The following is an 18,368-nucleotide window of genomic DNA, read 5'->3' as shown; positions in this document are numbered from 1 at the left end:
GTTCGCTGTAGCGAACCACGCCGAGCATCTTACGGAGAGTGGTCATCCGCGGGGACCCCCAATCTTTTTGCGGGATACGGGGGGTGACCCGGTACTCTGGTGTCCGGCGCCCGTCGGAACACGATTCCTCCGGCCGGCCGCTGCTTCCCGGGGCCTTAGCTCAGTTGGTAGAGCGCCGTCTTTGCATGGCGGATGTCAGGGGTTCGACTCCCCTAGGCTCCACCCTGGATGACCCCTCCGACCTGCGGAAACGCGGTTGGAGGGGTCTTTTTCTTCCCGTCGGTAAGGATGCACCGGGTCCACGACACAGAAGAGGTGTGGAGCCCTTGAGGACCCGGAGCGACCGTGAGCGCACCGCGCGATTCACGGCCTTGTATGTCCGTGACCACCCACGGGTGTGCGCTTATGTGCACCGGCGGTCGGGCGACCGAGGAGCGGCGGAGGAACTGACCGCCGAGGTCTTCCGTACCGCGTGGGAGCGCATGACGGCAGGTCATGAGGTGGGAACCGGGTGGCTTTTCGTCACCACGCGCAACCTGCTGAGCAACCACCACCGCTCGATGACGCGCCTGACGGAGCTGCACCGCACCATCGCCGACGGCGGCGTCACCTTCTTCAGCCTCCACGGCGACCCGGCCGGGCCGGGCAGCCACCAGGCCGCACCGGCCGGCCGCCACGCCGGGCCGGGCAGGGGACCGGGCGGCGACGCCATGGTCGACGAGCCCTACTACGGCAGCACGGCCAAGCTGGAAGGCGCGGCGAAGGTGATGGTACGGGCGCGGCTCGGCGCCGGGCACGAGGAGGACGTCGACGGCGTCAGCACGACGGTGGCCTCGGCGAAGGTGGTGGCGACCGCCAAGGGCGAGACCTCGGGCGATTCCATCCAGGTGGCCTACACGACGCCCGGTTCCGGGCCCGGGACCGTCGGATTCATCGCCGGGCAGGAGTACGTCCTCCTGCTCGACAGGGGCGCCGGCGGGCGTTATGTCCTGGTGAACACCACGCAGGGCTGGTACGAGGTCGAGGGCGGTGCGGCGGTCGCCGGGAAGGACAACCACGTGGCCCTGAGTCCGGGAGTGCGCAAGGCGCTCCGACTCGATGCGCAGGGCCGATGACGCGGCGCCGGTGCGCCACGGACGATCCGTGGCGCACCGACCGGTGCGGTGCGGGCGGCGTGCCTACCGCGTGCGGTTCTTCGTGGTCCTGGCCGCCCTGTCGGCCAGCCTCAAGTAGGAGTTCTCTACTCCTACTTGAGGTCGACATTGCCATCGGCGGCGCCGTCGGACGGGAGTTGGTCCGGGCTGTTCGCCCACAGCATCAGCGACACCGCCACCCTGCGGATCAGATCGGCGCTGTTCACCCCGGCCGCCGCCGCCCCGCTGCCCGAACTCGTCGGACGTGGAAGCGACCTGCACGCGGCCAACTCCCTGAACGCCCTGATCACCGGGGCCATCCGGCTCGTCGGCGGCCCGCTGGGAGGCGCCGTCCATGGCGGCCTGGGGTTCACGGTGGTCGTCGCCTTCGACGCGGTCGGCTACGCGTGCTTGGCACTGTGTCTGTCCAGGATCCGGTACCGGCCCCCCATGACGGCGAGCCCGAGGACCGGGGCACAGGGCGGCCAGGTGCGCCGGCTGATCGACGAGATACGCGCCGGCGCCGCGGAGGTCCGGCACAACACCTGGCCGGCGACCCTGCTCGCGGCCGGTGCGCCGTACATGGGCCAGGTCCTGCACACCTCACCGCAGACCCTCGGACACCACCAGCGGTTTCCTCCAGGACGGGGCCTCCCCGCTGGGCATGGTGGCGGGCTCGCCGCTGAGCGGGACGCTGGGCATCGTGGCGATGATGAACCTCTCCTGCGTCGGCGTCGCACTGGCCGCCGCGACCGTACTGCTCATGCCACGGCATCAACCACCCGTCCCCGAGGAGGCGCCCCTCGGCGAGGCGGCCTGACCACACGAGGAGTGCGGGGACGACCGGCCCTCGGCCGAGGCCGAACGGCACTGGAGCGGCACAGGGCCACGGGCGACAGTGCAGTCATGAGCGGCCCGAACCTCCCGCACCCGCGAAGAAGCCAGCCATGATCCCTTCTCACGATGTACCGCACCGCCGTATCGACCTCGACCCGGCCGAGGCACTGCGCCTGCTCGGCAGCGTGCCCCTGGGCAGGGTCGTCTTCACCCGGCAGGCGCTGCCCACCGTCCGCCCGGTCAAACACGTCCTGGACGGCGGCGACATCGTGATCCGTACGTGCGAAGCCACGGCCCTGACCTCACGGACCCGGCAGGCCGCCGGCACCGGCGTGGTCGTCGCCTACGAGGCCGACGCCATCGACCCCGACACCCACCTCGGCTGGAGCGTGGTCGTCACCGGCTACGCCCGCCTGGTCACCGACCCCGCCGAACTGGCGCGCATCCGCGGGATGGTGACTCCCTGGGTGCCGCAGCACGGCATGGACCAGGCGGTCCGCATCCGACCCGAGCTGGTCACCGGCGTCCGGCTCGCCGGCGCGTCCGCCGGGCCCGGTGAACGACGCTGTAGTTGACCGGCACGATCAACGGTCCATCACTCGTCGGCACGGCCGGCCGGCCCACGCCGTGCGAGCCCGGCAGGGACCCGGCACTCGGCGGGGCCCAGTTTCGTGAAGCGGGGCTCCCGTGCGGCACGTCCGGGGCCGGGAGGCAGGTCGACGGCGCCGCCGGTCAGGTCCGTGACGGTGGTCTCCAGCACCTCGGCCAGCCTGATCAGCGAGCCAGGAAAGCCGACCGTGAGGTCCGCCCGCGCCGCCACCTCATCCCGGGTCAGGCCCAGCTGTGTGCGGCGGGCGGCCAGGCGGCGGCCCAGATCGCCCAGCGGCGCCTCCGCCGCCACGTCACGCTCGATCAGGCCGCGGGAACGGCCACTTCCGCGTGCTGTTCCCCACCGAGCACCACCTTGAGCGCGCCGGTCTCGGCGGCCTTGGCGAAGACGTCGTACGCCTCCTCCATCTGCTCCAGCGGGAAGGTGTGGGTGACCAGTTGCCCGGTCGGCAGCCGGCCGGCCGCGGCCATCCGCAGCAGGGTCGGCGTGGAGCGGGTGTCCACCAGGCCGGTCGTGATCGTCACGTTCCTGGCCCACAGGTCCTCGAGGTGCAGTGTCGCCGGCCGGCCGTGCACACCGATGTTGGCGAGGTGCCCGCCGGGACGGACCATCCGGGCGCACAGCTCGAAGCTCTCCGGCACACCCACCGCCTCCATGACCACGTCCGCGCCGAGCCCCTCGGTCAGATCGTCGACCAGCTGGTCAGGCGCCTCCCGTACGTCGGCCACCGCGTCCGCGCCGAGCCGCCGGGCGGCCTCCAGCCGGGCCGGGACCAGATCGACGGCGATGATCCGCTCTGGAGAGAACAGCCCGGCCGTGGCGACCGCCGCGAGCCCGATGGGACCGGCACCGACGATCACGACCGTGTCGCCCGGCCGCACGTGCCCGTTGAGGACACCCACCTCGTACGAGGTCGGGAAGATGTCCGCGAGCAGGACGGCGTCCTCGCTGCGCACCGTGCCCGGCAGCGGATGCACGGACAGGTCGGCATAGGGGACGCGGACGTACTCCGCCTGGGTGCCGTCGACGAGGTGGCCGAGGATCCAGCCTCCGCCGCCCCGGCACTGACCGTAGGAGCCGTCCCGGCAGAACCGGCAGCGGCCGCAGGAGGTGATGCAGGAGATCAGCACCCGGTCCCCGGGCCGCACGGTGCGTACGTCGCCGCCGGTCTCGACGATCTCGCCGACCGCCTCATGGCCGAGCACCGTGCCGGGCCGCACCTCGGGTACGTCGCCCCCGAGGATGTGCAGGTCCGTCCCGCAGATGGTGACGGCGTCGACCTTCACGATCGCGTCGGTCGGCTCCTTGAGGCCGGGATCCGGGACGTCCTGCCAGGACGCCTGCCCGACACCGTGGAAGACAAAGCCCTTCATGGCGCCCCTCACCGGTCGGTCCGTCGCGGGGATCCGTAACCCCGGAACATCCCGCACGTTCAGCTTCGCCGGAGGGCGAACAATGCCGCTTGGGCCGTCCGGCCCAGGCGCGCGGCCGGACGGTGCCCATCAAAGGTGAGAGTCGGCAGTGATGGTTTCACGTGAAACAGGGCGTGGGAGCTACTCCCGGTCCTCCCCGTTCCCCCTCTCCTCCTCCGCCTGCTTCGCCTGGACCTCCGGGTCCAGAGGCGAGGCGTCGGCCGAGGTGAGGCGGCCCCCTTCGGGGACCTCCGTCGCGGCCGGGGGCTCGACCAGCCAGTCCGGGTTGGCCTGCTTGTCCCACCACTTCCAGGCCGCGAAGGCACCACCGGCCAGCAGCGCCAGCACGGCCAGCCCCTTGACGGCACGGGCACCCCGGCAACGGCGCTGGTTCCTGCGGGCCAGCTTCTGGATGTCCTCGGCCGACACATGCCCGCGCAGCGCGGCCAGGGCGGCCGCGCCACGGGCGGCGGCCTCGTCCCGTACCGGCGCGGCCGCGGACCTGGCCTGCTCGATCTTCGGGCGTGAGTACTCGGCGGCCTGCCGAGCGGCCCTGCGGGTGCGGACGGCAGCCTCCTGCGCGGCGAGGTCCACCTTCGGCGGCACATGCGCACGGGCCTGCTCCAGACGCGGGGCCAGCCGGGCGTCGTACTGCACGCGGGCCTGTTCAGCGGCCTGCGACATCACGGGCGCCAGCCGTACGCGTGCCTCCTGCGCGTAGAGCGCGGCACGCTCCTTGGCCGTGTCGGCGTAGGGCGCCACCACTTCCGCGGCGTGCAGCACGCTGTCCTTCGCCGAGCCGGTCGCGGCGCGCACGCTGTCAATGCGGGTCACGGGTTTCCTCCTCCTCGGTGGCGTACGGTATTTCGACTTTCCACCCATTTACGGATCATGCCTGCAAACGGCCCGCGCGGCACGTGAGGGCGGGCATATGGGTGCCGATTCCTCTTCCACCGCCCGGCGACGTACACCCAGGACCGTGCGAGGATCGGGGAGTCACAGCAAGACAAGGGAAGGCAGACCGTGGCCGAGCAGCTGTACGCCACCCTGAAGACCAACCACGGCGACATCGTGGTCGAGCTCTTCCCGCACCACGCGCCGGTGACGGTCCGCAACTTCGTCGAACTGGCCAAGGGCGAGCGTCAGTGGACCCACCCCGGCACGGGCGAGAAGACCACCAGGCCGCTCTACGACGGCACGATCTTCCACAGCGTCATCAGCGGCTTCATGATCCAGGGCGGCGACCCCCTCGGCACCGGCATAGGCGGCCCCGGCTACCAGTTCGACGACGAGTACTCCCCGGAGAAGACCTTCGACCGGCCGTACCTGCTGGCCATGGCCAACGCCGGCCCCGGCACCAACGGCTCACAGTTCTTCATCACCGTCGCCCCGACGACGTGGCTGAACCGCAAACGCACCATCTTCGGCGAGGTCACCGACAGGGCCAGCCAAGCGGTCGTCGACAAGATCGCGAACGTGCCGACCGGCCGTAACGACCGGCCCGTCGACGACGTCGTCATACAGTCGGTCGTCGTCGAGACACGCCAGGGCTGATCACCGCACCCCGGCCCCGTGGGGAACCAAACGCCCCGCTCGTCCGTACCAAGGATGAGCGGGGCGGAGCACTTGCGGGGGCGGCCCACGACGAGCAAGGGGAACCGATGGACCAGGCCGAAGGCAGTACGCAGGGCGGCGCCGCCCACAGCGTGCCCGGGTGCTACCGGCACCCGGACCGCGAGACCGGCGTGCGCTGCACCCGCTGCGAACGCCCCATCTGCCCCGAATGCATGATCAGCGCCTCGGTCGGCTTCCAGTGCCCCGAGTGCGTGCGCGCAGGATCCGGCACCGGACACGCCCCGACCGCGGCCAGGCCGCGCACCATCACCGGCGGCACCATGACCGCCGACCCCCGGCTCCTCACCAAGATACTGATCGGCATCAACATCGCCGTCTTCCTGGCGCAGCAGGCCATCGGCGACACCGTCACCGAGCACTTCGAGCTGATCGGCCGGGCCCAGTACTCCCAGTTCGGCCCCTTCGAGGGCGTCGCCGAGGGGCAGTACTACCGCCTGCTGACCGCGATGTTCCTGCACGGCAACATCACCCACATCCTGTTCAACATGCTCAGCCTGTGGTGGATCGGCGGCCCCCTGGAAGCCGCCCTGGGCCGGGCCCGCTATCTGTCCCTCTACTTCGTCTCGGGCCTGGCGGGCGGCGCCCTCACCTATCTGCTCGCCGCGCCCAATCAACCGTCACTGGGTGCCTCCGGAGCGATCTTCGGCCTCTTCGGCGCGACCGGCGTGCTGATGCGCCGGCTCAACTACGACCTGCGGCCGATCATCGCCCTGCTGGTGATCAACCTCATCATCACCTTCACCTGGGCGAACATCGCCTGGCAGGCCCACATCGGCGGCCTGGTCGCCGGTGTCGCCGTCGGCTACGCCATGGTCCACGCCCCGCGTGAGAAGCGGACGCTGATCCAGTACGGCGCCTGCGCCGTCGTCCTCGCCGTCGTGGTGGTGCTCACGCTGGTCAGAACCGCTCAGCTGACCTGATCCGAGTCTGATACCGAACCGTTGTCCACAGGGTGTGCCGGATCTTGTGCAGACCGTGCGAGCACGGCTGTGCCCCCTGTCGCTCGGATGTGTTTCCGCAGGTCAGGCAGGGGGCGCACACGTGTGTGAGGGCCGGTAGGTCAGTCACACCGGCGTCAATGCCCGATGGGTTATCCACAGATCGTAGTTTCTTTTCCCCAGGGAGATGTGGACAGCACCCCTGGCCTGTGGATAACTCAGCGGAGAGCCCTGGGCAGAGCTACTTCCACTGCGTGGAGACGGCGAAGCCGGCGGCGATGAAGCCGAAGCCGACCACGATGTTCCAGTTGTCCAGCGCGTCGATGGGCAGCGAGCCGTTGGTCACGTAGAAGACGACGATCCAGGCCAGACCGATGACGAACATGGCCAGCATGACGGGCGCGACCCAGCCACGGCTGGTCAGCTTGATCGCCTGCGCCTGCTTCGCCGGCGGCGGCGTGAAATCAGCCTTCTTGCGGATACGTGACTTCGGCACGAGGGTCTCTCCTGTCGATGCGCTGCGTGGCCGCGCAGGTAACTGGGTCGGGCGCGTCCGTTAGCGTAGTGCTTCCGTGGCGCCGAAGGAGATAAGGGTACGTTGAGCAATTCTGCCGACTCCCCCGGGACGGGATCAACGGGTTCCGGCCCTGGCCCCCGTCTGAGTTTCCGACCCGCGCGGATCCTGACGGCCGCCGTCTTCGCTCTCGCCGGGCTCATCTTCTTCACCAGCTTCAACACGGCCAAGGGCACCGACATCCGCCAGGACGGCTCCCTGCTGAAGCTGTCCGACCTGATCCAGCAGCGCAGCCGCAAGAACAAGGACCTGGACGAGTCCAACGCCGCCCTGCGCGGCAACGTCGAATCCCTCGCCAAGAGCGACGGCGGCACCAGCAAGGCGCAGGACCGCAAGCTGAGCGGGCTGGAGTCGAGCGCCGGCACCCGGCCGCTGACCGGCCGCGGCGTCAGCGTCACCCTGAACGACGCCCCGCCCAACGCCACCGCCAAGCTCCCCGGCTATCCCGCGCCCCAGCCCGACTACCTGGTCATCCACCAGCAGGACCTGCAGGCTGTGGTGAACGCCCTGTGGCAGGGGGGCGCGAAGGGCGTCAAGGTCATGGACCAGCGGCTGATCTCCACCAGCGCGGTGCGCTGCGTCGGCAACACCCTGATCCTCCAGGGCCGCGTCTACTCACCGCCGTACACGATCACGGCGGTCGGGGACCCGGGGAAGCTCCAGCAGGCGCTCGCGGACAGCAAGGCGATCCAGACCTACATGATGTACGTCAACGTCTACGGCCTCGGCTGGAAAGTCACCGACGACGGGACGGTGACTCTTCCCGGCTACTCGGGCACAGTGGATCTGCACTACGCCAAGCCCGTGCAGTAGCCATCCGTCAGCCGTCCTTCACGGAGGCGCCGGTGCGCGTGATCGTCCGGACGTTCAGCGAACTGTGCATCACCGTCGGCACCCTGATCGTGCTCTTCGTCGTCTATGTGCTGTTCTGGACGGGCGTGCGGGCCGACGGTGCCATGAGCGACCAGATCGACCAGTTGCACCGGCAGTGGTCGAAGGAGAGTGTGCGGCCGGCCGCCGACACGCCGGGTGAGAAGACGGTGACCGTGACGGACCCGGTGCCGTACCACTACGGCAAGGCCTTCGCGATCATGTACATCCCGCGGTTCGGTTTCACGTGGAACAAGCCCGTTCTGGAGGGCACCGGCCGGGACGTGCTGGCGAAGGGGCTCGCCCACTACCAGGGCACGGCCCGGCTCGGCCAGGTGGGCAACTTCGCGGTGGCCGGCCACCGGCGCACCTACGGCGACCCGTTCCTGGACTTCCCCGAGCTGCGGCGGGGCGACGCGGTGGTGCTCACGGACGGGGCGACCTGGTTCACGTATCGGATCGACAAAGGCCCTTACAAAACCGTGCCGACGGACGTCCAGGTCATCGACCCTGTGCCGGGTAAGTCCGGGTACCCGCGTCCGGGCCGGTATCTGACGCTGACCACGTGCGATCCGGAATGGGGGCACAGTCACCGGCTGATCGTCTGGGCGCACCTCGATTCCACCCAGCCTGTGGAGGACGGCGAACCGGAGGCTCTGCGCCGTTAGTCTGGTGCCGTACGGCGTGAGTCAGGTGCCGTGGGGATACGGAAGGAACGGCATGTACGGCTGGATCTGGCGGCATCTGCCGGGGAACGCGTGGGCGAAGGCGCTCGTCTCGCTCGTACTGATCCTGGCCGTGGTCTACGTCCTGTTCCAGTACGTCTTCCCGTGGGCCGAACCGCTGCTGCCCTTCAACGATGTGACGGTGAACAACCAGTGAGAGCGCGGATTCTCGTCGTCGACAACTACGACAGCTTCGTCTTCAACCTCGTCCAGTACCTGTACCAGCTGGGTGCCGAGTGCGAGGTGCTGCGCAACGACGAGGTCGCGACCTCGCACGCCCAGGACGGTTTCGACGGCGTGCTCCTCTCGCCCGGCCCGGGGACGCCCGAGCAGGCGGGCGTGTGTGTGGAGATGGTCCGGCACTGCGCGGCCACCGGCGTCCCCGTCTTCGGGGTCTGCCTGGGCATGCAGTCGATGCAGGTGGCGTACGGCGGTGTGGTGGACCGGGCGCCCGAGCTGCTGCACGGCAAGACCTCGCTGGTCGAGCACGAGGGCAAGGGCGTCTTCGCGGGTCTGCCCTCGCCCTTCACGGCGACCCGCTACCACTCGCTGGCCGCCGAGCCGGACACGGTTCCGGCCGAGCTGGAGGTGACCGCCCGCACCCACGACGGCATCATCATGGGCCTGCGTCACCGTGAACTCCTGGTCGAGGGCGTGCAGTTCCACCCCGAGTCGGTGCTGACCGAGCACGGGCACCGGATGCTGGCCAACTGGCTGGCGGAGTGCGGCGACGAGGGTGCCGTGGCGAGGTCGGCGGGGCTCGCCCCGGTGGTGGGCAGGGCCACGGCGTGACCGCGCTGCGCCCGGAGCGCGAGACCGATGCCTCGTACGGGGATCAGTCGTACGAGGCATCCGGTGCGCTCGGGCAGCAGTGGGACGCGGCGGGGGGCCGGGAGCCGTACCGGGATCCTCTCGACGACGAGACGATGGCGCTGCGGATCCCCGAGAGTGAGCCCATGCGGGCCTCTGCGGGCTCTTCAGCCTCCTCCTCACCCGGAGACGTCGTTGGCGGCCGTGCGGCCCGCAGAAGGGCCGCCAAGCGTCGCGGGGGCGGGCACGGAGGCGGGCGTGGTGGTGGTCGGCACGGCGGGAGCCAGGAGACCGCGCCTCCCACGGCACCGGAGTCGGGCCGGCCGCTGTCGCGGGTGGAGGCCCGGCGGCAGGCGCGGCTGCGCAAGCCGTCCCCGGCCACGATCGCGAGCCGGGCGATCGGCGAGGTGTTCATCACCACCGGCGTGCTGATGCTGCTGTTCGTCACCTACCAGCTGTGGTGGACCAACGTCCGTGCGCACGCGCAGGCGGGCAGCGAGACGCACCAGCTCCAGGACGACTGGGCCAGCGGCAAGCGCAGCCCGGGTGTCTTCGCGCCGGGGCAGGGCTTCGCCATCCTGCACATCCCCAAGCTGGACGTGGTGGCGCCGATCGCGGAGGGCGTCAGCAACGCCAAGGTGCTCGACAAGGGCATGGTCGGGCACTACGGCGAGGCCCCGCTGAAGACGGCGATGCCCGACGCGAAGACCGGCAACTTCGGGCTCGCGGCGCACCGCAACACCCACGGTGAACCGTTCCGGTACATCAACCGGCTCAAGCCCGGCGACGCGGTCGTGGTCGAGACGCAGGACACGTACTTCGTGTACAAGGTGACGTCGACGCTTCCGGTGACCTCGCCGTCCAACACCAGCGTGCTGGACCCGATCCCGAGGGGTTCCGGTTTCACCCAGCCGGGCCGCTACATCACCCTCACCACCTGTACGCCGGAGTTCACCAGCAAGTACCGGCTGATCGTCTGGGGCAAGATGGTCCAGGAACGCCCGCGCAGCGAGGGCAAGCCGGACGCGCTCATCGAGTAGGGCTCATCACACAGGGGCAGAGGAAGACAGTGGCAGCGACCGCCGACGACACCGAAGAACACACGGACGCGTCCGAGCCTGAGCCGGTGGCGCGCCGTCGGCGCCCTGGCCGGATCGCGATGGCGATCAGCGCCTTCGGTGAACTCCTCATCACGGCGGGCCTGTTGCTCGCCCTGTTCGTCGTCTACTCCCTGTGGTGGACGAACGTGATAGCGGACCGCAAGGCGAACAAGGAGGCCGACAAGGTCCGCCAGCACTGGGCGCAGGAGAAGGACTCCGGGCCCGGGGCGCTGGACACCAAGGACGGCATCGGCTTCTTGCACGTGCCGGCGATGAGGAACGGCGTGGTGCTGGTCGAGAAGGGCACGGGCACGGACGTCCTCAACGACGGCGTGGCCGGCTACTACACCGACCCGGTCAAGGCCGCGCTCCCCATAACCGGCAAGGACGGCAACTTCACCCTCGCCGCCCACCGCGACGGCCACGGCGCCAAGTTCCACAACATCGACAAGCTGAAGAACGGCGACCCGATCGTCTTCGAGACCCGGGACGACTGGTACGTCTACAAGGTCTACTCGATCCTCCCCGAGACCTCGAAGTACAACGTCAAGGTCATCTCCCAGATCCCCAAGGAGTCCGGCAAGTCCAAGCCGGGCCACTACATCACCCTGACGACGTGCACCCCGGTGTACACCTCGGAGTACCGGTACGTGGTGTGGGGTGAGCTGGTCCGGGTGGAGAAGGTGGACAGCAAGCGGACGCCGCCGGCGGAGCTGCGGGGCTGACAGAGTTTCTTTGAGTAACTCTGTCCTCCAGCATGACGGGGGCCCGAAGCCGCAACGTCCTTTTGCGACTTCGGGCCCTTCTTTTCAGGGGCGCTTACCGCCGCTGTGCGTCCGGTGATGTCGATGCCGCGGTCGCTGTGAGCCTGCCGTACGACGCCTTCGGTGCATCCGTCACGACGGAGTAGGTCTGCCACCCAACAAGCAGAGGGCCCTCGGATCCGTGCGATCCGAGGGCCCTCTCGTTGGTGCGAGGCGTCAGCCGCCGCCTCCGAAGAGGCCGCCGTTGTTGCCGCCGTTGTTGCCGCCGCCGAAGTCCTGGGTGGTCAGGAGGATCTGGGTGGTGCCCGGGTCGCCCTGGGTGCCGGCGGGCGGGGTCTGGGCGAGGACCCGTGCCTTGTCGTCGGTCGGGCCCTGGACCTGGATCTGGGTGAAGCCGTTCTGCTGCAGGATCTGCTGGGCTTCCTTCAGGGTCTTGCCGAAGACGTTCGGGACCTGGCCCTGTGTCTGGCCCTGGAACTTGCCGACGTTGATCGCGACGGGCGTGTTCTTGGAAACCTGCTGGCCCGCCTGCGGGTTGGTCTGCTGGACCTTGCCGTCCTGGGTCTGGTCGGTCACGGCTACGTCGTTGCAGGTCGGTGCCAGACCCAGCTGGGTCAGCTCGGCCTTCGCGTCGTCACAGGACTTGCCGACGAGGTCGCCGGGGATGGTCACCTTCTCCTCCGCCTTGGCGACGGTGAGGGTGATCGTGGTGCCCTTCTCCTTCTCCGTGCCGCCCTGGGGGTTCTGGTCGGTGACGACGCCCGGGGTCTGGGTGGACACCACGTCCTTCCTGTCGACCTGGAAGCCCTTGTCCTTCAGCTGGGACTCGGCCTGGTCGAACTGGATGCCGCGGACGTCCGGTACCTGGACCTTCGGCGCCCCCGTCGACACCACCAGCGTGATCGTGTCGTTCTTCTTCACCGGCGAGCCCGCCGCCGGGTCCTGGGAGCAGACCGAGCCCTTGGGCTGGTCCGCGCACTCCTTGCGGGTGGGCGCGCCCAGTTTCAGGTCGGAGTTGACCGCCATCTTCTGGGCGTCGGCGTAGGTGTGGCCGACGAAGTTCGGGGCGTCGAAAGACTGGTCCGCGCTGTTTCCGCTGAATGCCCACTTGCTGATCAGGATCGCGCCGATCAGGACCAGCGCGCCCGCGACGACCAGCAGGATCGTGGAGGTGTGGGACTTCTTCGGCTGCTGGCGCCGGCGGCCCGGGGAGTCGTCGTAGCCGTAGCCGCCGTCGTCCGGGCGCATCGGCGGGAGCATGGTGGTCGCCCCCGCGGCCCCGGCGTCCGGGCGCAGGGCCGTCGTCGGCTGGTCGTCGGGGTAGCCGCCGTAGCCCACCGCGCCCATCGCGGCCGTGGCCCCGACCGGCTGGCCGTCCAGGCAGGCCTCGATGTCGGCGCGCATCTCGTCGGCCGACTGGTAGCGGTAGTTCGGGTCCTTGACCAGCGCCTTCAGGACGATCGCGTCCATCTCCGGCGTGATCTCCGGGTCGAAGACCGACGGGGACTGCGGTTCTTCCCGTACGTGCTGGTACGCCACGGCCACCGGGGAGTCGCCCACGAACGGCGGGCGGACCGTGAGCAGCTCGTACAGCAGGCAGCCGGTCGAGTACAGGTCCGACCGCGCGTCGACCTGTTCGCCCTTGGCCTGCTCCGGCGAGAGGTACTGGGCCGTGCCGATGACTGCCGCCGTCTGCGTCATCGTCATGCCGGAGTCGCCCATGGCGCGGGCGATGCCGAAGTCCATCACCTTGACCTGGCCGTTGCGCGTCAGCATGACGTTCGCCGGCTTGATGTCGCGGTGCACGATGCCGCTGCGGTGGGCGTACTCCAGGCCCTGGAGGATGCCGATGGTCATTTCCATCGCGCGCTCGGGCAGGAGTTTGCGGCCACTGTGAAGCAGTTCACGCAGGGTGGAACCGTCGACGTACTCCATCACGATGTACGGGATGGAGACCCCGTCGATGTAGTCCTCGCCCGTGTCGTAGACCGCGACGATCGCGGGATGGTTGAGCGAGGCGGCCGACTGGGCCTCCCGGCGGAACCGGGCCTGGAAGGACGGATCACGCGCGAGGTCCGCGCGCAGCGTCTTCACCGCCACGGTGCGGCCGAGGCGGGTGTCATGCGCGAGGTAGACCTCGGCCATGCCACCACGACCGAGCACCTGGCCCAGTTCGTACCGGCCGCCGAGGCGACGCGGCTCTTCCATAGCTACCTACCAGCCCTCTCCGTCGGTCCCGGCCCCGCATCGTCGTGCGCGGCCGGAGGCTGCCGTCCGGGCCTACCGTACCCGGCTCGCTTTGTATGACCTGGCCAAGCCCGCAACCCGATACAGGACCGGTATCGCAACGTGCAACGATGTGAAGATGACGTGACGGGCGTCACCCTCCGGGGTCGGCGTGGTCACTTCTTGGAGTTGATGACCGCCTGCATGACGCTCTTGGCGATCGGTGCGGCGAGACCGCCACCGGAGATGTCGTCGCGGTTGGCGCTCCCGTCCTCGATCACCACGGCCACGGCCACCGGGGAGCTGCCGTCGGGCAGCTTGGCGAAGGAGATGAACCACGCGTACGGGTTGGCGCTGTTCGCCACACCGTGCTGCGCGGTACCGGTCTTACCGCCGACGGTGACGCCGTCGATCTTCGCGTTCGTACCGGTGCCCTGCTCGACGACCGTCTTCATCATGTCCTGCAGGACCTGCGCGTTCTGCGAGGACAGCGGGCGGCTCATCTCCTCCGGCTGGGTCTGCGAGACCGTGTCGACGTTGGACGACTGGAGTTTGTCCACCATGTACGGCTTCATCAGTTTGCCGTCGTTGGCGACGGCCGAGGCGACCATGGCCATCTGCAGCGGGGTGGCGGCGGTGTTGAACTGGCCGATGGAGGACAGGGCGGTCTGCGACTGGTTCATTTTGTCGGAGAAGACCGAGGGGTAGGCGCGGACCGGTGTGTCCAGCGGGGAGTCGAAGCCGAACTTCTTCGCCTCAGCCAGCATCTTGTCGTTGCCGAGGTCGGCGCCGATCTTGCCGAAGACGCTGTTGCAGGAGTACTGGAGGGCGGCCCGCAGCGTGGCGTTCTTGCAGGGGATGTTGCCCTCGTTCTTCAACGGGGTCGTGGTGCCCGGCATGATCCACGGCAGCGGCGAGTTCGTCTGCTCGTCGGCCGACTTGTACAGGCCGTTCTCCAGCGCCGCGGCCGCGGTGACCACCTTGAAGGTGGAGCCCGGCGGGTAGGTCTCGCGCAGCGCCCGGTTCAGCATCGGGTCGGCCGGGTCGTTGCTCTTCTGGAGCTTGGTCCAGTTCTTGGAGTCCACGTCCGTGGAGTTGCCCGCGAAGGACGACGGGTCGTACGACGGGTACGAGGCCAGCGCCAGTATCTTGCCGGTGGACGGCTCCAGCGCGACGACCGCGCCCTTGCCTCCTTGCGCCTTCAGACCGTCGAACGCCGCCTTCTGCGCGGCCTGGTTCAGCGTGGTGACGACGTTGCCGCCCTGCTTCTGCTTGCCCGTGATCATGTCCAGGGTGTTGCGGAAGAACAGCCGGTCGTCGGTGCCGCTGAGGATGCCGTCGTCGATGCTCTCCAGCTGGGTGCTGCCGAACGCCTGCGACGAGTAGCCGGTCACCGGGGCCCACATGGGCCCGTCCTTGTAGGTCCGCTTGTACTTGAAGTCGCCGTGCTTGGCCTCGACGGAGCCCGTGATCGGGTTGCCGTCGACGATGATGTCGCCGCGCGGGGTCGCGTACCGCTCGATGGCGACCCGGCGGTTGTCCGGGGCGGTGCGCAGCTCGTCGGCCTTGACGTATTGGAGCCAGTTGTCGCGGATCATCAGGGCCAGCACGAGGAGGCCGCAGAAGATCGCGATCCGGCGCAGGGGCTTGTTCATGACGGGCGGACCACCTGGGTCATCTCGGCGTCGGGGTTGGCGGCGGGGGCGGGCGCCGGGCGGCGGGCGGTGTCGCTGATCCGGATCAGGATGCCGATCAGCGCCCAGTTCGCGATCACGGACGAACCGCCGTACGCGAGGAACGGCATGGTCATACCGGTCAGCGGGATGAGACCCATCACACCGCCGGCCACGACGAAGACCTGGAGCGCGAAGCCACCGGACAGGCCGATGGCCAGCAGCTTGCCGAACGGGTCGCGGGCGGCGAGGGCGGTACGGACGCCGCGCTCGGCGATCAGGCCGTAGATCAGCAGGATCGCCATGATGCCCGCGAGGCCCAGCTCTTCGCCGAAGGTGGCGAAGATGAAGTCGGAGTTCGCGGCGAACCGGATCAGCTCGGAGTGGCCCTGGCCCCAGCCGGTGCCCAGGGTGCCGCCGGAGCCGAACGCCCACAGGGCCTGCTGGAGCTGGTCGGAGTGGATGATGCCGTCGTGGGTGACCTGACGGCTCAGCTGGTACTCGTGGAACGGGTTGAGCCAGGCCTGCACACGGGTCTGGATGTGCGACTCGAAGCTCGCCACGCCGACCGCGCCGACCGCGGACATCAGCAGACCGAACACGATCCAGCTGGTCCGCTCGGTGGCGACGTACAGCATGATCACGAACATGCCGAAGAACAGCAGCGACGTACCGAGGTCGGTCTCGAAGACCAGGATCAGGATCGACATCGCCCAGACGACGAGGATCGGGCCGAGGTCACGTCCGCGCGGCAGGTAGAGCCCCATGAAGCGGCGGCTGGCGAGGGCCAGCGCGTCCCGCTTCACCATGAGGTAGCCGGCGAAGAACACCGCGAGCACGATCTTGGCGAACTCACCGGGCTGGATGGTGAAGCTGCCGACGTGGATCCAGATCTTGGCGCCGTACACGTCGGCGCCCAGGCCAGGGACCAGCGGGAGCAGCAGCAGGACCAGTGCGGTCACCATGGAGATGTAGGTGTAGCGCTGGAGCGTGCGGTGGTCCTTGAGGAGGATCAGCACCGCGACGAACAGGGCGATGCCCATCGCCGTGTACAGCAGCTGGTTGGTGGCTTTGCCGCCGCTGACGTGGAGCTGCTGGAGTAGCTTGGACTGGTCCAGGCGCCAGATGCAGACCAGGCCGAGCCCGTTGAGCAGGGTGGCCAGCGGCAGCAGCAGCGGGTCGGCGTACGGGGCGAACTTCCGTACGACGAGATGGGCGACCCCGGCCAGCAGGCCGAGGCCCAGGCCGTAGCTCAGCAGCCCGGCGGGCACCTTGCCGTCGATGGCCAGGCCCACGTTGGCGTAGGCGAACACCGGGATGACCACGGCGAAGACCAGCAGGGCCAGTTCGGTGTTACGGCGGCTCGGCGCGCCGATCGCGCCGATCGTGGACGTGTGGTGCGTCGGCGAGTTAGTCGTACTGCTCATCGTGTGACAGGGCCTCTCGCGGCTGGGTTACTGCTTGCCGCACTGATCGACGACCTTCTGCTCATCCTCGGAGAGGCTCGGGCCGGGGGTGGGGCTGGCGGTCGCGGACGGGGACTTCGAAGGGGTCTTCGTAGCGGGCGTCGAACCGGATGGGTGCGGTGTCGGTGTCGCTTTGGACGTGAGAGCGGTACGGGTGGTTCCCGTGGTGCCTCCGGCCTGGCCCTGCCCCGTCTTCGCGTTGCTCTGCGATCCGGCGGTCGTGTGCTCCGCCTGCTTCCTGCACGCCGAGGCCTGCACCGACAGCGCCTGGATCTTCGTCTCGGCCTGCTGCAGACCGCCCGCCGCGATCGTGTTCTTGACCTGCTTCTGCTGGTACGGCGGCAGGTACTTGAGTTCGATCTCGGGGTGGTCCTTCTCCACCTTCGACAACGAGACCCAGGCCAGGTCCTGGCTGATCCCGCGGTACAGCGCCACGTGCTCGTCCTTGGCGCCGACGTAGTACTGCGTCTGGGTCCAGCGGTAACCGCCGTACAGGCCGCCGCCGATGACCGCGAGGGCGAGGGCGCCGTACAGGGAGCCCTTCAGCCACGTGCGGCTCCGCCGTGGTTTGGTGAAGTCGTCGTCGGTGTAGTCGCCGAAGCTGCCCGCCGGTACGTAGCCGGTGGTGTCGCCGGAGCCGGGCGGGCCGAACTCGCCGCCGCCGTGCCCGTGCCCCTGGCGGCCCAGGTGCGAGGCGCGGCCGGCCGGGGTCTGCATGATGCCGTTGTCGTGCAGATGGTGCTGGTTCTCGGCGACCGCGCCGACCACGACCGGCTGGTCGGACAGCTGCCCGGCGAGGGTGTCGCCGGTGTCCAGGTCGAGTACGTCCGCGACGATCACGGTGATGTTGTCGGGGCCGCCGCCGCGCAGCGCGAGCTGGATCAGCTCCTGCACGGTCTCCTGGGGGCCCTGGTAGCTGGCGAGGGTCTCCTCCATCGTCTGGTGGGAGACCACGCCGGACAGGCCGTCGGAGCAGATCAGATAGCGGTCGCCGGCCCGGACCTCGCGGATCGACAGGTCCGGCTCGACGTGCTCGCCGCTGCCGAGGGCGCGCATCAGCAGGGAACGCTGCGGATGTGTGGTGGCCTCTTCCTCGGTGATCCGGCCCTCGTCCACGAGCCGCTGCACCCAGGTGTGGTCCTGGGTGATCTGCGTGAGCACCCCGTCACGCAGCAGATACGCCCGCGAGTCGCCGACGTGCACGAGGCCGAGCCGCTGCCCGGTCCACAGCAGCGCGGTCAGCGTCGTCCCCATGCCCTCGAGCTGGGGGTCCTCCTCGACCATGGCGCGCAGCTGGTCGTTGGCGCGCTGTACGGCCGCGCCGAGCGAGGTGAGGATGTCGGAGCCGGGTACGTCGTCGTCGAGCGTGACCAGGGTGGAGATGACCTCCGAGGAGGCGACCTCGCCGGCCGCCTGGCCGCCCATGCCGTCGGCGATCGCGAGCAGGCGGGGACCGGCGTAACCGGAGTCCTCGTTGCCCTCCCGGATCATGCCCTTGTGCGATCCGGCGGCAAAGCGCAGTGACAGACTCATGCCCACCTCGCCCGTCGGCTCCGGGTACAGCCGGTCGTGTCGAGCCACACTGCCCACCCTCC

19 protein-coding genes and 1 tRNA gene are annotated in these 18,368 nt (G+C 69.2%); 12 read left to right on the top strand and 8 right to left on the bottom strand.

The window, feature by feature from the left end:
- Positions 1–149 precede the first annotated feature (149 nt).
- The 4 genes from ACH47Z_RS14465 (at position 150) to ACH47Z_RS14450 (ending at position 2,545) form a co-directional block, all read left to right on the top strand.
- Positions 150–222: transfer RNA gene (locus ACH47Z_RS14465), tRNA-Ala, on the top strand.
- Positions 186–1,115 (top strand): RNA polymerase sigma factor, encoded by a 930-nt coding sequence (locus ACH47Z_RS14460; RefSeq protein ID WP_399073730.1) that lies wholly within the window; start codon positions 186–188, stop codon positions 1,113–1,115. Before ACH47Z_RS14465 ends, ACH47Z_RS14460 begins: the two co-directional genes overlap by 37 nt.
- Before the next feature lie 589 nt (positions 1,116–1,704).
- Entirely contained in the window at positions 1,705–1,953 is a 249-nt protein-coding gene (locus tag ACH47Z_RS14455) for a hypothetical protein (RefSeq protein ID WP_399073566.1), read from the top strand.
- A gap of 127 nt (positions 1,954–2,080) precedes the next feature.
- A complete protein-coding gene (locus ACH47Z_RS14450; RefSeq protein WP_399073565.1) occupies positions 2,081–2,545 on the top strand; it encodes a pyridoxamine 5'-phosphate oxidase family protein in 465 nt (154 codons plus the stop codon).
- Between the two features lie 20 nt (positions 2,546–2,565).
- On the opposite strand, the gene ACH47Z_RS14445 is transcribed toward ACH47Z_RS14450, so the two are convergent.
- From ACH47Z_RS14445 to ACH47Z_RS14435, 3 genes are all read right to left on the bottom strand, one after another.
- On the bottom strand, positions 2,566–2,871 hold the full coding sequence (locus tag ACH47Z_RS14445; RefSeq protein ID WP_399073564.1) for a helix-turn-helix domain-containing protein: 306 nt from the start codon (positions 2,869–2,871) through the stop codon (positions 2,566–2,568).
- Between the two features lie 11 nt (positions 2,872–2,882).
- A complete protein-coding gene (locus tag ACH47Z_RS14440) occupies positions 2,883–3,953 on the bottom strand; it encodes a zinc-dependent alcohol dehydrogenase family protein (RefSeq protein ID WP_399073563.1) in 1,071 nt (356 codons plus the stop codon).
- A gap of 180 nt (positions 3,954–4,133) precedes the next feature.
- A complete protein-coding gene (locus tag ACH47Z_RS14435; protein WP_399073562.1) occupies positions 4,134–4,826 on the bottom strand; it encodes a DUF5324 family protein in 693 nt (230 codons plus the stop codon).
- Positions 4,827–5,015: 189 nt separating this feature from the next.
- Here ACH47Z_RS14435 and ACH47Z_RS14430 point away from each other — a divergent pair, with 189 nt between their 5' ends.
- Together ACH47Z_RS14430 and ACH47Z_RS14425 are read left to right on the top strand one after the other, a co-directional pair.
- The gene (locus ACH47Z_RS14430; RefSeq protein WP_399073561.1) at positions 5,016–5,546 is read left to right on the top strand and encodes a peptidylprolyl isomerase; all 531 of its coding nucleotides are present in this window, start codon (positions 5,016–5,018) and stop codon (positions 5,544–5,546) included.
- Positions 5,547–5,653: 107 nt separating this feature from the next.
- Complete coding sequence (locus ACH47Z_RS14425) at positions 5,654–6,547, top strand: rhomboid family intramembrane serine protease (protein WP_399073560.1); 894 nt, start codon at positions 5,654–5,656, stop codon at positions 6,545–6,547.
- Between the two features lie 259 nt (positions 6,548–6,806).
- On the opposite strand, the gene crgA is transcribed toward ACH47Z_RS14425, so the two are convergent.
- A complete protein-coding gene (gene crgA, locus ACH47Z_RS14420) occupies positions 6,807–7,061 on the bottom strand; it encodes a cell division protein CrgA (protein ID WP_399073559.1) in 255 nt (84 codons plus the stop codon).
- Positions 7,062–7,163: 102 nt separating this feature from the next.
- Here crgA and ACH47Z_RS14415 point away from each other — a divergent pair, with 102 nt between their 5' ends.
- The 6 genes from ACH47Z_RS14415 to ACH47Z_RS14390 are packed head-to-tail and all read left to right on the top strand — an operon-like array spanning position 7,164 to position 11,369.
- Complete coding sequence (locus ACH47Z_RS14415; protein WP_399073558.1) at positions 7,164–7,952, top strand: DUF881 domain-containing protein; 789 nt, start codon at positions 7,164–7,166, stop codon at positions 7,950–7,952.
- A gap of 32 nt (positions 7,953–7,984) precedes the next feature.
- Positions 7,985–8,677, top strand: coding sequence for a class E sortase (locus ACH47Z_RS14410; protein WP_399073557.1), 693 nt, complete (start codon positions 7,985–7,987; stop codon positions 8,675–8,677).
- A 52-nt stretch (positions 8,678–8,729) separates the two neighbouring features.
- Positions 8,730–8,891: a hypothetical protein gene (locus tag ACH47Z_RS14405; protein ID WP_399073556.1), complete on the top strand. Its 162-nt coding sequence runs from the start codon at positions 8,730–8,732 to the stop codon at positions 8,889–8,891.
- On the top strand, positions 8,888–9,526 hold the full coding sequence (locus tag ACH47Z_RS14400) for an aminodeoxychorismate/anthranilate synthase component II (RefSeq protein ID WP_399073555.1): 639 nt from the start codon (positions 8,888–8,890) through the stop codon (positions 9,524–9,526). Before ACH47Z_RS14405 ends, ACH47Z_RS14400 begins: the two co-directional genes overlap by 4 nt.
- A complete protein-coding gene (locus tag ACH47Z_RS14395; RefSeq protein WP_399073554.1) occupies positions 9,523–10,584 on the top strand; it encodes a class E sortase in 1,062 nt (353 codons plus the stop codon). Before ACH47Z_RS14400 ends, ACH47Z_RS14395 begins: the two co-directional genes overlap by 4 nt.
- Before the next feature lie 29 nt (positions 10,585–10,613).
- Positions 10,614–11,369 carry a class E sortase gene (locus ACH47Z_RS14390; RefSeq protein ID WP_399073553.1) on the top strand — a complete coding sequence of 252 codons (756 nt, stop codon included), beginning with the start codon at positions 10,614–10,616 and terminating at the stop codon, positions 11,367–11,369.
- A 255-nt stretch (positions 11,370–11,624) separates the two neighbouring features.
- Here the strand turns inward: ACH47Z_RS14390 and pknB are convergent, their stop codons facing one another.
- The 4 genes from pknB to ACH47Z_RS14370 all read right to left on the bottom strand — a co-directional run bounded on the left by pknB (position 11,625) and on the right by ACH47Z_RS14370 (position 18,306).
- The gene (gene pknB / locus ACH47Z_RS14385) at positions 11,625–13,616 is read right to left on the bottom strand and encodes a Stk1 family PASTA domain-containing Ser/Thr kinase (protein ID WP_399073552.1); all 1,992 of its coding nucleotides are present in this window, start codon (positions 13,614–13,616) and stop codon (positions 11,625–11,627) included.
- A 194-nt stretch (positions 13,617–13,810) separates the two neighbouring features.
- On the bottom strand, positions 13,811–15,289 hold the full coding sequence (locus ACH47Z_RS14380; RefSeq protein WP_399073551.1) for a peptidoglycan D,D-transpeptidase FtsI family protein: 1,479 nt from the start codon (positions 15,287–15,289) through the stop codon (positions 13,811–13,813).
- The gene (locus ACH47Z_RS14375) at positions 15,286–16,734 is read right to left on the bottom strand and encodes an FtsW/RodA/SpoVE family cell cycle protein (RefSeq protein ID WP_399073550.1); all 1,449 of its coding nucleotides are present in this window, start codon (positions 16,732–16,734) and stop codon (positions 15,286–15,288) included. The genes ACH47Z_RS14380 and ACH47Z_RS14375 overlap by 4 nt, the downstream gene beginning before the upstream one ends.
- A gap of 27 nt (positions 16,735–16,761) precedes the next feature.
- Positions 16,762–18,306 (bottom strand): Stp1/IreP family PP2C-type Ser/Thr phosphatase, encoded by a 1,545-nt coding sequence (locus ACH47Z_RS14370; RefSeq protein ID WP_399073729.1) that lies wholly within the window; start codon positions 18,304–18,306, stop codon positions 16,762–16,764.
- Between the last annotated feature and the right edge of the window lie 62 nt (positions 18,307–18,368).

The sequence above is a fragment of the Streptomyces sp. NPDC020192 genome (assembly GCF_044388685.1).
GTDB lineage: Bacteria > Actinomycetota > Actinomycetes > Streptomycetales > Streptomycetaceae > Streptomyces.
Note: the sequence above shows the minus strand (reverse complement) of the source record. Positions and strands in the feature narration are given on the sequence as shown.